Genomic DNA, 14895 nt, shown 5'->3' on the forward strand with positions numbered 1-14895 from the left:
GAGCAAAGCGGTAATACTATTACAAAAAATTACAAATAGTTGGAGATTTTACAAAATAAAGCTTCTTTTTAAATCGAGTGTTATTTGCATGTAACCTCTATTTCTTATACTAGGCATCGTTGAATCAGAAAAGAGTTGTAAGCACATCGCTAGTAAGTCTAGGCATAAAGTTATAGGAGTGTATAAGAATAATGAAATTTAAGAAGACGTTATTAACAGTTACAGCAGCTGTCGGTATGCTCACAGCAGGATCCCTTGCAGCTAATGCTGATACAGTTACAGTTAAAGCAGGGGATACAATTTCATCGATCGCTAAAGAAAATAATGTTAGTGTTTCTTCGATTGGAGCAGCTAATGATCTTTCCAATATTAACATGATTTACATTGGTCAAGAGATCGAAGTTGGCAAAAATGGACAAGTAACTTCAACTCAACCACAACAACAGGCTGCTGTTGCACAGACACCTGCAAAACCAGCTCAATCAAAACAGGTACAGCCTAAAGCACAGGCGCCGGTACAACAAGAAGTGCAGCCGCAACAAACTTCTCAAGGTCAATTACAGCCGCAGCAAGCACAAACAAAAGCTGTTGTTCAACAAGCAGTTTCTCAGACTGCCACAACTTCAAATAACTCAGGTAGTTCTTCTGAAGCAGCTGCTAAAGCCGCAATAGCTGGTCGCGAATCTGGCGGATCATACGCCGCTTCAAATGGTCAGTATTACGGCAAGTATCAATTAAGTAAGTCTATGTTAAACGGGGACCTTTCTGAAGCTAATCAGGAAAAAACTGCTGATAATTACGTTAATAGTAGGTATGGTTCATGGTCAAATGCTTTGAAACATTCAGATCAGTATGGGTGGTACTAATATTAACTGAGTATTTCTCAAAATAAACAAATATTTTTTCATACACTAAGCAAGGATGTTTTTAAAACTTTCTTGCTTTTTTTGACTTTTTATTGAAAAAATTTTGAAAACCACCTTAATTTTTGCTATTGTATTAGATAAATTAAAATTAAATTAGACTTAGGCAGGTGTGGTCTCGTGAAGGTAGTAAAGTTTGGTGGAAGTTCTCTTGCAGACGGTGCTCAGTTAACGAAGGTCCTGAATATTATTAAAGCTGATCCAGATAGAAAAATTGTTGTTGTTTCCGCTCCTGGGAAACGATTTGCCACGGACCAAAAAATTACGGACCTTTTGATCAAACTAGCCGGACAAGTGCGCATAGGTAGTGACTATCAGCAGACACTTGCCGTGGTCAAAGAACGCTATGACGCAATCATTCAGCAACTTTCACTAGGAACGAAAGCAGTAGAGTTGATCGACAGGAATTTTGCACAATTATTGCATAGTGAGTATGCTTCCTTTTCAGAACAACTAGATGCTTTTAAGGCTAGCGGGGAAGACAATAATGCCCAGCTTGTTGCGTTGTTTTTTGAGCAAAGCGGTTTGCCCGCTAAATATGTCAGTCCAAAAGAAGCCGGCTTATATGTTACTGATGAACCTGGACACGCCCAGATCCTATCAGAAACGTATGATAACTTGGCTCGGCTTAAAGATACGTCAAAGTGTATTATTTTTCCTGGATTCTTTGGAGTTACAAAAAACGGCAAGAAAGTGACATTTGCTCGGGGCGGTTCGGACATTACCGGTGCTGTTTTAGCCAATGGAGTGCATGCAGACCTCTACGAAAACTTCACAGATGTTGATGCAATTTATGCTGCGGATCCGCGTTACGTTACGAAACCGCAACAGATCCAGCATTTGACCTATCGTGAGATGCGCGAACTTTCATACTCGGGCTTTTCAGTGTTTCATCATGAAGCGATCCGTCCTGCTATCATGGCCAATATTCCGATCGAAGTTAAAAACACTAATAATCCAACGGCCCCAGGAACATTGATCACTAAAGAAAAACCGCTCGATGCAAATGACGTTACGGGTGTCGCTGCTTCACACGGTTTTGAGTCGATCTACATTTCAAAGTATTTGATGAATGATGAAGTTGGTTTCGGTTCAACAGCTTTAGAAGTTATGGCTCAACGCGGAATCAGTGTGGAACATATGCCGACTGGGATCGATGAAATGTCATTGGTAGTTAAGGAAAAACAAATCAATGATTCACAAGAAGAGGAATTATTGGCGGAGCTTAAGGAACGGCTGCAGGCTGATGATGTGCATCGGCAAACTAATTTAACGCTGATCATGGTGGTTGGTGAAAAAATGGCAACTACGATCGGCACTGCTGCTAAAGCGATGACTGCTCTAGCCAATGAAGGTATTGGTATTAGGCTATTTAATCAAAGCTCTTCGGGGATCAGCATTATGTTTGCTTTAGAAGAAAAAGATGAAAAAAAGGCCATCCAAGCATTATATGAAACCTTTTTTAATGAAAAAACGATTAGCAGGTGGTGACTGGCAGTCTCTTGGGGTGTACAACGCAACAAAAAATTCCGGAAATTATTTCTGAATTTTATTAGGCCTGAAATTTAAAAAGCCGCCCGCATGGGGACGACTGTCGTAGAGAAGTGCAAAGGTTTAACTACCTTCATGTATACGATAACATACTACCTGGGAATTGTTGACAAATAAGCTCATAGAAAGGGTTAATTTCCAGTTAAAGCTTTTTCTTTGAATATCTGAAGAGCATGCTGTAAAGTCGAATATGTAGTGTTCATTTACATGGCCTGAGCAGTAATTTTGAAAAGAGCTGTGTTTTTTAACTCCACCTAATTTTAAAAAATAAGCAGAAACCCAGATCGAAAGGAGAATAAGTGTGAGAACAAAAGATTTTAAATATCCAGATAAAGCTGCATTTGACTTTGTGGTAGGAGAACTTGCTAAAAGAGAGATCACCATGGCGACGATCGCAGATATAGCTTTTGATTTGCAAAAGGATTTTTATCCTGGGGCGAAAAAGGAAGAATTTCTCGATGCAGCTAATGAAGTTTTGCATAAACGTGAAGTGTTAAATAATGCGATGGTGGCTTTGGAGCTTGATCGCTTGGCAACGGAAGGTCAGTTAAAACAACCACTGCAAAACATCGTTGCTAATGACTCTGGGGTTTTTGGAGTTGATGAATCGTTAGCTGTAAGTATTGCCAATATTTATGGGACGATCGGAGTCACGAATTTTGGGTATCTCGACCGGGTCAAAAACGGTGTTATCAAGAAATTGGATACGCAAAAAGATGGTCGAGTAAATACTTTTATTGATGATCTGATCGGCGCGTTGGTTGCGGCAGTCGCGGCTAAGATGGCTCATCAATATGCTTAATACAAAATAATTGGAATACCAGTGGTCTTTGAAGACGTACTGGTTTTTTTGTATCGCTGATAAAAGGCAGCGTAGAATTGAAAAACGTGATACGCCGCCGTAAAATTAATGTCACACTTAGATAAAATCACCGCAAAAAAAACAGTTCAAAAGGCGAACTGTTTCTACATCTAACTATAATTTATTTTCAGCCTGGTTCCAGTATCTGCGGAAACCAGCGTATTCTGCAGCAAACTTTGGTTCAGTTAATTTAGCAATATCGACTTTTTTCCCAGGTGTACGTGACTCGATCATTTCACCATTGCCGATGTACATGCCGACATGATGGACAAAGCCAGTTCCATGCTCATAGGCAAAGAAAATCAAGTCACCGGGTCGGATCGCATCAACTTCGATCGGTGCACCGCCTAATTGTTGGTCATCGGCATCCCGCGGGATCGTTACGCCTATTACTCGATGGAGTCCATAAGCTAAACCAGAACAGTCATAACCGTAAGAACTGATCCCTCCCCAAATGTAGCGCATACCTAAGAATTGTCGACTGATGTTGACCATCGTTTCACCGTCATTTTTACCGACCAATTCTTCAGGGATCTGAGTGGCTTTTCTGTCTACAAAGCCGATCCCTAATGGTGTTGCTACCTTGACCTTACAATTATCTGCCGTCAATTCTTCAAGTTTCGTTCCCAGTGTCAATTCAGTAAGTGGTGAATGCTGTTCATCATATAGCGGTGTTGATTTCACACAGATCGTCACGCTTGTTACTGCATTTTCCTGTTCTTCAATTGCAGATGTTAATGATGCTGTTGGTACCCAACCCGGATAGCCCTTACTATTTTGATGGGTCGGCTGGTCCACGGCAATTACTTTAGACCATTGACCGTCTTGCTCTTCCAGTATTACTTTATCATTAAAAAGCAACTGGCTATCGATCATATTATCATCACATAATTGAATCGTTTCTTGGTTTGACATTTCAGTGGACCAGTCTTTAGCATTGCCAGCCAATATTTTTTGGTCGATCGGGCGTATTTTATCTTTTGAACGCCAAAGATTTGTCACGGGAACTTTAACTCTTAATTTCTCCATTTTATGGTCCTTTCAGATAACTATCAGGTCAGTCTATTGCAAAAAATTGTTAATTAGTTTGTTTTTCCAGTGTTTCTGCTAGTTTTTGTTTAATGTAGTCTGCCGATAGTTGTAATTTTCTTTTTTCTTCATCAGTTAGGTCTAACTGAATTTTTTCCTCTATACCGTTTTTACCAATAATTGCCGGATATGACAAGTAAGTTGCATATTCTTCCTGAAAATTCGAAACAGGTAATTCGCTATGCGCGTTATTGATAATATCTCTTGCCAAATGCACAGCTGCTGCTGAGATCCCGTAGTTAGTGTATTTTTTACCTTTTAGCACTGTAAACCCGCCATCACGCGCCGCTTGATCGATATCTTCCAAGCTAAGTCCCTTTTGTGCAGCAATTTTTGTAATTGGATGTCCCAAAGCGCGGACTGTTGACCAAGCTGTAAATTGTGAATTTCCGTGTTCGCCTAAATTATAGCCGCTGACAGATCGTGGATCTATCTTTAGCTGGCTTGCCACTGCACGTTTCATACGGGCTGAATCTAGTAAAGTACCGGTCCCAATAACTTGATTTTGTGGGAGTCCAGTATACTTTTGATAAAGAGAAGTGATGACATCACACGGATTGGTGATCACGATCAATACTCCGTTAAAGCCAGAAGCTTTGATTTGAGGTGCAACTTCACGCACAGCTGAACTTGTAAACGGTAACTCAGCAAAGCGGTCATTTGTTTTACTTTCGTTGGGCAATCTGATATTTCCGACGGCTGAAATGACGACGTCAGCGTCCGCCAACTGGGAGTAATCATTGATCGTGATCCCAGTATGATGATCAATATTAGCTAAAGCATCAGTGAAATCAATTGCATCTGCAGTCACCTTTTCTTTATTTTTATCTATCAAAACTAATTGGTCAGCCAGACCTTCAAGTACGATATGGTGGGCTACTGCTGCACCGACGTTTCCAGTTCCGATAACACCAATTTTTCTTGACATAAATTTCTACCTCCAATCAAGATGAACTTGTTTGTTAAGCACAATGCTACGTTTACTCGATCGTTTGGACCCAACCTTCTGGACTCGGTCTGTCTCCATATTGAATGGCGATCAATTCGTTATAAAGCTTGGTAGTCACAGGTCCAGTCTTTTCTTCATCGTAAAAGACATGTTTTTTGTCTCCGTCTGTGATCGAACCTACTGGAGAGATCACAGCAGCTGTCCCCATTGCACCAGCTTCAACAAATTGGTCAATGTCTGCAAACTTGATCTGTGTTTCGATCGGATCGAGTCCTTGGCGTTTTGCAACTTCTAACAAGGAACGTTTCGTGATCGATGGTAAGATCGAATTTGATTTTGGTGTTACAAACTGGCCTTCTTTAGTGATGCCGAAGAAGTTAGCACCGCCAAATTCATCAATATATTTGTGTTCACGTGGATCTAAGAAGAGACAATCGGCAAAGCCTTCCTTATGTGCTTGGATCGATGCAATCAAACTGCTTGCATAGTTGCCGGAAGTTTTAGCTTGTCCGGTCCCTGCATAGGCTGCACGGTCGTATTTGCTGACCATATATGGAGCAGGGCTCAGGCCGTTCACATAAGCTCCCACTGGGGTTGCATATACATGGTATGTAAACTCTGTAGCAGGTTGAACGCCCACAACGGTCGTTGTTCCGATCATAAACGGCCGGATATAAAGAGTACCACCGCTTTCGTAAGGCGGGATAAAGTCCTCGTTGGCTTTAACGATCTGTTTGATAGAATCTACGAAGGCATCGACCGGATAGGCTTCCATTCCCAACCGTTTGGCAGAATTTGCCAAACGTTCTGCGTTTAATTCAGGACGAAAAAGATTGATCTCGCCATCTTTGCGTCGGTAAGCCTTCAGTCCTTCAAAAATTTCTTGACCATAATGGAGGACTTCAGCACCTTCCGACAGTTCGATCGTTGATTTTTCGGTCAGTTGACCTTTTTGCCACTTGCCATCTTTGAATTTAGCTTCAAAGCTGTAAGGAAGATCGTGATATTCAAACCCCAAGTTATTCCAATCCAAATTCTTTGCATTTTCTTTCATAAACGTGTGTCCTCCTTTGATATTTAACATAAAATCAACTAACAACGACAAAAAACGCCCTATAAGACCTATTGGCCTTATAGGGCGTTTCCACGGTACCACCTATTTTTCTCATCAAGTTGAGATGAGCTCAGTTACAATTATGGGTTAATAATTATAAATTCCCTAATAATGGGGGGTAACCAGTAAAAACTACTTTATCACTTTTACCGCATCAGAGGTGAGAGGTTACTGTTTAGCAATGCTTCCTTGCAGCAAACGGAAGCTCTCTGAATTACTGTAAAAGTAACGATCCTCGTCAAAGCGTTTTTCATCGTTGTTTAATTAACTTTTAATTTAACGCAGCGACAAACGATTGTCAAACTTTTTTCTGAAAAAATTGGGAAATTTGAAGTAGTCCCTGCTTAAGAATCTTATAAAAACAAAAATTTTATAAAAGGTATGCAAAATTTGTAATTCGTGGTATACTAAATCTGGTGATATTTTTCACATAAATTTCTCTCTCTTGCCTAACCGAGGTCACGGTTAGGCTATTTTATTGTCTCAAGGATTTTTAAAGGGTATTTTGAGAAAATTTAAATGAAGAATAACTGTCACGGTGTGAATTAAACATAAATTTGCTAACTAATCACAAGCGAATAAATAAATTGTTTCAAAATTATGTAAACAATTTATTGGCTCATAAAGTACATATTTTTTGACCATAAAGTCTGAAATTAATATACTTAATAGGTCGGTTTAAGTTTTTATTTTTATGTAATTGATAGGTTTAAAAAGATTTATGACGAAGAGGAAACGTCTATGAAATATGGTTACGTTCGTGTTTCACTTTGTGGGCCAAGTAAAATTGAGCAGCAAAGAGAAATACTAGCGCATGGTGTTTTAAAAGAAAATATTTTTTATGATAGGGTTGATGCGATCTCGACTCGCGGAGTTGAATTGGTCAATCTTTTAGAAAAAATGAATCCACATGATGTCTTGGTTGTTACCACTCTTGATCGAATTGCTGAGTCGCCTAAACAGTTGGCTCAGTTTTGCAGATCCCTGGTCAGGGGTGGAATTTTTATAGATGTTTTGGACCTTGGTACTATTGATGATTCAACTGCGGGTAAATTAATTTTGGAGACACTGGAAAAAGTCGTTCTTTTAGAAGAGATCGAGTACAAAGAACGTTCTATAGCAGGCAAAAAACGCGCAAAAATGCGGAATCAAAATTACCACGAAGGTCGACCGCCCGCCCTGATAACAAAGGAAAAACGTCATGCTTATATGTTACTGAAACAATACACTTACCAACAAGTTGCAAAAAAAACAGGCTTTTCAGTTTCAACGCTTAAGCGGATCAAAAATAAGATCGAAAAAAATGATTAGGTATTGAAATTTCTGTCCTACACAACTCGATAGTAAGGCAGTTGTTAAGAGCTAATATTGGGAGAGTGATTTTATACGTGCATATTATAGAAATAATTATTGTGCTGGCGCTTTTGATCCTGCTATCAAATGTGATCAGCCACTACTTACCAGCGATACCGCTGAGCTTGATTCAAATCGTATTAGGACTTCTGACCTCGCTAAGCGGTCAATTTGAAATTAATTTGAGTCAGGATTCGTTTTTGCTAATTTTTATTGCCCCATTGCTTTATACTGATGGATGACGTTTTCCTAAGGGAGAACTTTGGCGGATGCGAGTGCCGATCTTGGGAAACGCGATCTTGCTGGTCTTTTTGACGACTATTGTGGGCGGCTATTTGATTTACCAGATCGTTCCCAAAATCCCGCTGGCTGAAGCTTTTGCGTTAGCGGCAATTTTGTCGCCAACAGATCCGATCGCTGTTCAATCGATCGCCAAACGAACTAAACTACCAGACTCCGTTTTACACTTAGTCAGCGGTGAAAGCCTGATCAATGATGCGTCTGGTTTGGTGGCATTTAGATATGCCCTAGCTGCTGTATTGACGGGGACTTTTTCTTTGGCTGCAGCGTCTGGTAATTTTATCTATATTGGTGTTATTGGTATCATTTTGTGTGTTGTTTTATCGCGTTTATTAGACTCGATCCAAGACTTACTGTTAAGAAATGGCGTCGACGATGTTGTTTTCCACACGGCGATCCAGTTAGTCAGCCCCTTTTTGATTTATATCTTGATCGAAGAAGTTTTCCATGCTTCTGGTGTGATCGGGGTGGTTGCAGCCGGAGTCACTACCCAATTTGGTAAAACTCGCTCGGTCGAATATCGTCCTGAATTGCGTGTTGTTTCGAGTACGACTTGGGATGTTTTAAACTACTTATTGAATGGTTTTGTTTTTATGTTACTAGGAAATGTCTTGCCCACGGCTATGAGAAATGTGATCGAAGGTGATCGATTTAGCACACTCCAGGCTGTTAGTTTTGCTTTTCTAACTTGGATCATTATTTTAGTAATTCGTACTATTTGGTCATATGTCTATCAGACCTTTCCAAGTAAGAAAAACAAGGGAAAGAAAAAAGGTGCTGTTCGTTATGCCTTACTGACTGGTTTGTCAGGGGTCAGAGGTGCCGTTACGATGGCGGGTATCTTGTCATTACCTTTGCGAATGCCTAGTGGAGCTGTTTTTCCTGAAAGAGATCTGGTTTTATTTATCGCTTCTGGGGTCGTGATTTTTAGTTTGTTGGCAGCAGTGATCACTTTGCCTTTAGTAGCACCAAATGCCGGACCGATCGTAACTCGTGGTAGTTCGATCGATGAGGTTCAAGAAGATCAAGAAGAGGAAGAAGAATTACCGCAATATCTTACAGACAATGAAGCGTATTTGATTATTGTTCAAACGGCAATATCAAGCTTGAATGAGAAAAGAACTCCAAAAAATCAGCGTGCAGCTTATGAATTAATGCTTGATTATCAAAATTTAGAGCGGCAGATCTCCATGGAGATCAGGGATGATGACCAGGTAGAAAAAGCGCTTGGACAAGAGGCAAGATTACGGCAAGTTGCGATTGCTGGCGAACGTGCGGCAATCGAGCGGTTGTATAAGAACAAACAAGTCAGTGCTACGACTTATCAAGATGCATTGTATCGAGTGGAGCAAGAGACCAATAATACGAACCGGCTGACAGAACGGCCCAAATTAAGTATTGTTTTAGATCTTCGAAAAGCCAAACGATTCTTTCATCGTTTTTTTCGTCTGAAACGTTCAGCACAAGAGGATGTGGTCTTAGTTAAAGAAGCACGTTTGGCTGATCGTGAAGCCGCAAAAGCCGCGATCAAGGCTCTTTCACGTTATGTTTCTAGTGAAAAAGTGGATAATAGTAAGATCAACCGAAATACGATCTATCATTTAGTCATCATGTATCGTAATAGGATCGAACGTTTAAAAGGAAAGTCTAATTTTGAATTTACGGAGTATCAAAAACAACGGTCCCGTTTGCAAATAGTTGCTTTAGGTGCACAACGTGCTTCAGTTCAATCTATGCTTGAAACTGGGCGGATCACGCGGAAGAATGCCGCCAAATTACGAACCTATATTAACTATTCAGAAAATGCACTTACCTTGGACGTTGAAGGTGACTAAGACAATTTGAGCTGCTTATTCCTTAATGGGATAGGCGGCTTTTTTTGTACAGAACACGAACAATTAAAGCATTTTGGCCCTGACCACAGCGGAATATGAAAGTTACATTAGAAAAAAATTCTAAGGCTGTGGTATTTATAATTCCTATGATAAAGTGACCCTATATAAGCAAGACTATTTCATTTTGCTTGGTAGGGCTTAAGAGACACATTTTGTCTGTGAGCTAATTTAAGTGCAGAGCACAAGGAGGTTTTTTTATTGAGTTCAAATTGGTTTAAAGACGCGGTGGTTTACCAGATTTATCCTCGCAGTTTTCAGGACAGTAATAATGATGGGATCGGTGATTTAAACGGGATCAAACAACGGTTGCCTTATTTGAAAAAATTAGGTGTTGATGTTTTGTGGCTGAATCCGATTTATCAGTCTCCTGATGTGGATAATGGTTACGATATTGCTGATTATGAAAAAATCCAGCCTGATTTTGGGACGATGACTGATTTTGATCAGCTATTAGCGGCAATTCACGAAAATGGGTTGAAGCTGGTTATGGACTTGGTCGTTAACCATACTTCTGACCAACATAAATGGTTTCAAGAAAGTAAGAGGTCACAAGATGGACCATACGCGGATTATTACATTTGGCGCGATCCGGTCGACGGACATGAACCAAATAATTGGGGGGCCTCCTTTAATGGTTCAGCCTGGACATATGTGCCAGAACGTGGGCAGTATTACTTGCACCTATTTGCACCTGAACAGCCGGATCTGAATTGGGAAAATGAAGAGGTACGCCAACAAGTTTATTCTTTGATGCGTTTTTGGCTTGACAAGGGGATCGATGGATTTCGGATGGATGTTATCAACATGATCTCTAAAGTCCCAGGTTTACCTGATGGACCATTGGCCCAGGGCGCCGTTTATGGAGATAGTAGTAAATTTACAACTAATGGTCCCCGGCTCAATGAATTCTTGCAGGAAATGAATCGTGAAGTTTTGTCTCAGTATGATGTTATGACCGTCGGCGAGATGCCTGGTGTAACTCCAGAGCTTGCTCAGCAGTATACTTCACTTGCTGGGACTGAATTGAACATGGTCTTTCAATTTGAACACGTTAGTTTAGCAGTCAATCCCGATCGACGGTTGGGTAAATGGAATGATCAACCTATTAAATTAAGTGAATTGAAGAAATCACTTTCTCGGTGGCAGGAAGGCTTAGATGGCAAAGGGTGGAATAGTTTATATTGGAATAACCATGATCAGCCTCGGGCCGTTTCTCGTTTTGCAACTGATGATTCTAAATATCGCGCCAAGGCGGCTAAAATGCTTGGGACAACATTACACTTTTTGCAAGGAACCCCTTATGTTTATGAGGGTGAAGAATTAGGCATGACTAATGCACATTATACACAGTTGCAGCAGTATGAAGATATTGAGTCGTTGAATGCCTTCCACGAATATGTTGAAAAAGAAAAAATCGTTGATGAGCAAACGATGCTGGAATACTTGGCACATATGTCACGGGATAATGCCCGGACGCCAATGCAATGGGATGATACGCAAAATGCAGGTTTTTCTGCTGCAAAACCATGGTTTGCACTTAATCCTAACTACCGAGAAATTAATGCTAAAGATGAATTAGCAGAGCAAGATTCAGTCTTTTACTATTATCAAAAGCTGATCAAGTTGCGACATCAAGAAGCGGTGATCCGATATGGAAGTTATCAATTGCTTGATCCTAAAGATGAACAGGTTTTTGCGTATTTGCGTGAATTTCAAGGTACAACGCTGCTTGTTATCAACAATTTTACGACTGAAACTGTTGAACGTGATTATGATCAAGGAAAGGGCAAGTTGTTGTTAGCTAATTATCCCGCAGGAAAGTTGACCGAATTGCGCCCATATGAAAGTCGGGCATATTTGCTTTAAGTACTGCGATCGTAAAGTAATATGAGCTGAATGTTAGATATTTATGAATTTATGTTGACTTATTTCTAACTAGATGTTAATATTTTTCTAACTTATATATTGCCAACTCAAGTAGGATGATGACTGGGTGTCAGGAAGTCGGTGGTTGCTGCGAATCGATCAGGGCATGGTTACGAAATACGGCGATTTTAGTGCGGGTGTGCAAGAACCGTTATCAGCTTGTGAGAGTGAGAGTATCAGAAGATATTTTCAAAACTGGGTGGTACCGCGGTCGTAGTAACGAGTCGTCCCTGTTGCATGAAGATGTGACGGGGGCGACTTTTTTTACATATTCTTTTGTCAATGAAAACAATGACCAAGAATGATCTTTTGTCTAACGACTAGAATGCAGAAGCCGATCGTTCACCAGATCGTCAAAGTATTGTCCGATCTAGCACAAAGCACTGCTTTTTTAATGCAGCACATATCCGTAACATTCTGACTCGAATTGTCCGTACTTGAAGGCATAGCCGTTTTAGTAGTCGAACTTTGTTGTTTTATTTTGAGAAAGGGGCAAATTATATGAACAGGAATGTCGATTTAAGAACTTTTGTTATGAATATTTTGAATGGGGTAGCGACTGGGATCGTAGTTGTTTTGATACCAGGGGCTCTTTTATCGGAACTGTTTAAAGCGTTAGTCGGAGTTTTACCGCAATTAACTATTGTGTTGAATGCTTTGAATATGTCTAATTCGCTGATGGGTGTTGTTTGTGGTATTTCGATCGGCATGCGTTTTGGTTTTACCCCGATCGAAAGCTTTTCGCTAGGATTGGCGACACATTTAGCTTCCGGGTCAGTTCTCTTTAAAAATGGTACGATGATCATGAATGGGACGGGTGACATCATCAATATGATGATCACTGCAGCAATAGGTTCTTGCGTGATTTTATTGATCGGTGATAAATTAAAGTCATTTAGTTTGCTTGTGATCCCTCCTGTGTTGCTGGCAATTATTGGAGTAAGTGGTTTGCTGCTCTATCCTTATGTTTCCCAGATCACGGCTTTCATCGGAGTTGGTGTTAAACAATTGACTGCCTTGCAACCGGCTTTGATGTCGGTTTTATTGGCCGAAGTTTTTGCATTATTGATCTTGTCGCCGATCACTACAGTCGGAATCGCATTAGCGGTTTCTTTGTCTGGCTTAGGATCTGGAGCGGCTAATTTAGGGATCTGCGCAGCTGGTTTCGGTTATGCAATTATGGGCTGGAAAGTCAATTCTAGAGGAACAAGTTTGGCAATGTTCATGGGTTCTCCTAAAATGGCCTTGCCGATAGTTATGCGTAATTTCAAAACTTTCATACCTATCGCGGCCAATGCTGCAATATTGGGTCTGCTAGGATACTTTTTCAATATTAAAGGGACACCGATGAGCGCAGGATTTGGGATCAGCGGCTTAGTCGGTCCATTGAATCATATTAATTTGGCGGCTGAAGGGTGGAGTGTTACTAATGTTGTAGTTGCTTTATTGGTCTTCATCATTGCCCCGATATTCTTAGCCCTTTTATTCAAGTACGTATTCACGACTGTTATTCCGCTGGTCAATGAGGAAGACTATCAATTAGATATGTGATCAAATTAGTGTAAAGGAATTTAATTATGACAAATGAAGAAAAGATGCTTGCGGGAAAAATCTATAACTCTGGTGATCTCAATTTGCAAAAGAAACTGACCAGGGCACACCGCTTATGTAAAATATATAACGATACGTTTGATGATGAGACTCAAAGAAGACAGGAAATAGTTGATCAATTGCTGCCAGAGCATGGGGAAAATATTTTCTTACAGGGCCCGATTTTTTTCGACTATGGGTGCAATACTAAAATTGGTACTAATTTTTATGCCAATTTTAATTTAACAGTCTTAGATACTTGTCCAGTTGTTATCGGAGATAATGAATTTTTTGGTCCAAATGTTACCTTGGCAACACCACTGCACGGGTTGTTAGCTCAAGATCGTAATACTCAAGTTATCGACGGACAGAAAACGACATTCGAGTATGGGAAGCCTCTTACGATAGAAGATAATTGCTGGTTGGCTTCAAATGTTGTTGTTAATGGCGGTGTCACGATCGGGGCAGGTAGTGTGATCGGCTCTGGAAGTGTAGTTACACGTAACATTCCAGCTGGCGTTTTAGCTGTCGGAAATCCTTGTCGGGTAGTGCGTAAACTAACAGCTGCTGATCAGATTAAATTAAAAAAATAGCTTTGGTAAAAATATAGGCTCAGAATTCTCAGCATATTTGTGCATTTCAGAGGATATGTTGTGACTAAAGTGTTACTCTGGCAAAACTAGGACTGACAGGTAGTGAGAGGGGAAAAGCGATGATCAAGTTTGGTCCAGCACAAGAAAAAGATCTGTCTGTTATTATGGAAATTGAAAATTCAGGTTTTTCGAACGATGAAGCAGCAACTAAGGACAGCATGTTAGGCAGGATCAAGACAATTTCTGACACCTTCATTGTGGCTTATGATGAACAACGACAGCCGCTGGGATATGTAGTTGGTTCAGCGTCACACGAACGTTATATTTCAGATGAACTATTTGAAAAAACAGTGCCAAATTTACAAGCAGCAAAATATCAAACGATACTCAGTTTAGTGGTTGCACCTGATAAACGAGGATCAGGCCTGGCAGGACAACTGCTTGAACAGCTGGCAGTAGTTGCCCGAAAGCAGAGACGACAGTTAATAACCTTAACTTGTTTAAAAAGACTGATCCCTTTCTATGAAAAACATAGTTATCAAGTCGATGATATTTCTGATTCTCAACATGCAGGTGAGATCTGGTATAATATGACGCGGATTTTGTGAACAAAAACAGCTCTTGGAAAAAACTTTTCCAGGAGCTGTTTTTTAAGGTGCGCCCGGCATGGGCAGTAACTAGGCGGTGTAAGTCCGCTGTGAGCCGTAGTGGCCGGTATCACGAGTCGAAGACAAGGGTGTCTATCGTGAG

General features: G+C 40.4%; 12 protein-coding genes and 1 pseudogene. 10 read left to right on the forward strand and 3 right to left on the reverse strand.

Annotated features, from left to right (window positions below; all coding sequences use genetic code 11):
* Positions 1-191 precede the first annotated feature (191 nt).
* The 3 genes from apf to BQ5903_RS01385 all read left to right on the forward strand — a co-directional run bounded on the left by apf (position 192) and on the right by BQ5903_RS01385 (position 3276).
* Positions 192-866, forward strand: coding sequence for an aggregation-promoting factor (gene apf / locus BQ5903_RS01375; RefSeq protein WP_079578519.1), 675 nt, complete (start codon positions 192-194; stop codon positions 864-866).
* 177 nt (positions 867-1043) lie between these two features.
* Positions 1044-2414 (forward strand): aspartate kinase, encoded by a 1371-nt coding sequence (locus tag BQ5903_RS01380; protein WP_010495094.1) that lies wholly within the window; start codon positions 1044-1046, stop codon positions 2412-2414.
* Between the two features lie 361 nt (positions 2415-2775).
* Positions 2776-3276 (forward strand): phosphatidylglycerophosphatase A family protein, encoded by a 501-nt coding sequence (locus BQ5903_RS01385; protein ID WP_010495092.1) that lies wholly within the window; start codon positions 2776-2778, stop codon positions 3274-3276.
* A 174-nt stretch (positions 3277-3450) separates the two neighbouring features.
* Here BQ5903_RS01385 and BQ5903_RS01390 read toward each other — a convergent pair whose 3' ends face one another.
* From BQ5903_RS01390 to BQ5903_RS01400, 3 genes are read right to left on the reverse strand one after another with little or no spacing between them, the layout of a single operon-like run.
* The gene (locus tag BQ5903_RS01390; RefSeq protein ID WP_079578521.1) at positions 3451-4365 is read right to left on the reverse strand and encodes a C40 family peptidase; all 915 of its coding nucleotides are present in this window, start codon (positions 4363-4365) and stop codon (positions 3451-3453) included.
* 49 nt (positions 4366-4414) lie between these two features.
* Entirely contained in the window at positions 4415-5353 is a 939-nt protein-coding gene (locus BQ5903_RS01395) for an L-lactate dehydrogenase (protein ID WP_010495089.1), read from the reverse strand.
* Between the two features lie 52 nt (positions 5354-5405).
* The gene (locus BQ5903_RS01400; protein ID WP_079578523.1) at positions 5406-6428 is read right to left on the reverse strand and encodes a branched-chain amino acid aminotransferase; all 1023 of its coding nucleotides are present in this window, start codon (positions 6426-6428) and stop codon (positions 5406-5408) included.
* 801 nt (positions 6429-7229) lie between these two features.
* Between BQ5903_RS01400 and BQ5903_RS01405 the strand changes: the two genes are divergently transcribed.
* The 7 genes and pseudogenes from BQ5903_RS01405 to BQ5903_RS01430 all read left to right on the forward strand — a co-directional run bounded on the left by BQ5903_RS01405 (position 7230) and on the right by BQ5903_RS01430 (position 14753).
* Positions 7230-7799, forward strand: a complete 570-nt coding sequence (locus tag BQ5903_RS01405) for a recombinase family protein (protein WP_056971420.1) — start codon at positions 7230-7232, stop codon at positions 7797-7799.
* 77 nt (positions 7800-7876) lie between these two features.
* Complete coding sequence (locus BQ5903_RS12135; protein ID WP_231920890.1) at positions 7877-8083, forward strand: hypothetical protein; 207 nt, start codon at positions 7877-7879, stop codon at positions 8081-8083.
* Between the two features lie 18 nt (positions 8084-8101).
* Positions 8102-9976, forward strand: a pseudogene (locus BQ5903_RS01410) (cation:proton antiporter); the annotation flags it as partial.
* 258 nt (positions 9977-10234) lie between these two features.
* Positions 10235-11902 carry a glycoside hydrolase family 13 protein gene (locus BQ5903_RS01415; protein WP_079578525.1) on the forward strand — a complete coding sequence of 556 codons (1668 nt, stop codon included), beginning with the start codon at positions 10235-10237 and terminating at the stop codon, positions 11900-11902.
* A 561-nt stretch (positions 11903-12463) separates the two neighbouring features.
* Positions 12464-13513, forward strand: coding sequence for a PTS transporter subunit IIC (locus BQ5903_RS01420; protein WP_010495073.1), 1050 nt, complete (start codon positions 12464-12466; stop codon positions 13511-13513).
* 26 nt (positions 13514-13539) lie between these two features.
* The gene (locus tag BQ5903_RS01425) at positions 13540-14145 is read left to right on the forward strand and encodes a sugar O-acetyltransferase (protein ID WP_079578527.1); all 606 of its coding nucleotides are present in this window, start codon (positions 13540-13542) and stop codon (positions 14143-14145) included.
* Positions 14146-14264: 119 nt separating this feature from the next.
* Complete coding sequence (locus BQ5903_RS01430) at positions 14265-14753, forward strand: GNAT family N-acetyltransferase (protein ID WP_079578529.1); 489 nt, start codon at positions 14265-14267, stop codon at positions 14751-14753.
* Positions 14754-14895: the final 142 nt, after the last annotated feature.

This window comes from Ligilactobacillus acidipiscis, from assembly GCF_900116935.1.
GTDB lineage: Bacteria > Bacillota > Bacilli > Lactobacillales > Lactobacillaceae > Ligilactobacillus > Ligilactobacillus acidipiscis.

Coding starts and splice junctions, on each gene's coding strand:
- BQ5903_RS01425 (WP_079578527.1), top strand. CDS start 13,540: ATGACAAATGAAGAAAAGATGCTTGCGGGAAAAATCTATAACTCTGGT.
- BQ5903_RS01405 (WP_056971420.1), top strand. CDS start 7,230: ATGAAATATGGTTACGTTCGTGTTTCACTTTGTGGGCCAAGTAAAATT.
- BQ5903_RS01395 (WP_010495089.1), bottom strand. CDS start 5,353: ATGTCAAGAAAAATTGGTGTTATCGGAACTGGAAACGTCGGTGCAGCA.
- BQ5903_RS01390 (WP_079578521.1), bottom strand. CDS start 4,365: ATGGAGAAATTAAGAGTTAAAGTTCCCGTGACAAATCTTTGGCGTTCA.
- BQ5903_RS01420 (WP_010495073.1), top strand. CDS start 12,464: ATGAACAGGAATGTCGATTTAAGAACTTTTGTTATGAATATTTTGAAT.
- BQ5903_RS01430 (WP_079578529.1), top strand. CDS start 14,265: ATGATCAAGTTTGGTCCAGCACAAGAAAAAGATCTGTCTGTTATTATG.
- BQ5903_RS01400 (WP_079578523.1), bottom strand. CDS start 6,428: ATGAAAGAAAATGCAAAGAATTTGGATTGGAATAACTTGGGGTTTGAA.
- apf (WP_079578519.1), top strand. CDS start 192: ATGAAATTTAAGAAGACGTTATTAACAGTTACAGCAGCTGTCGGTATG.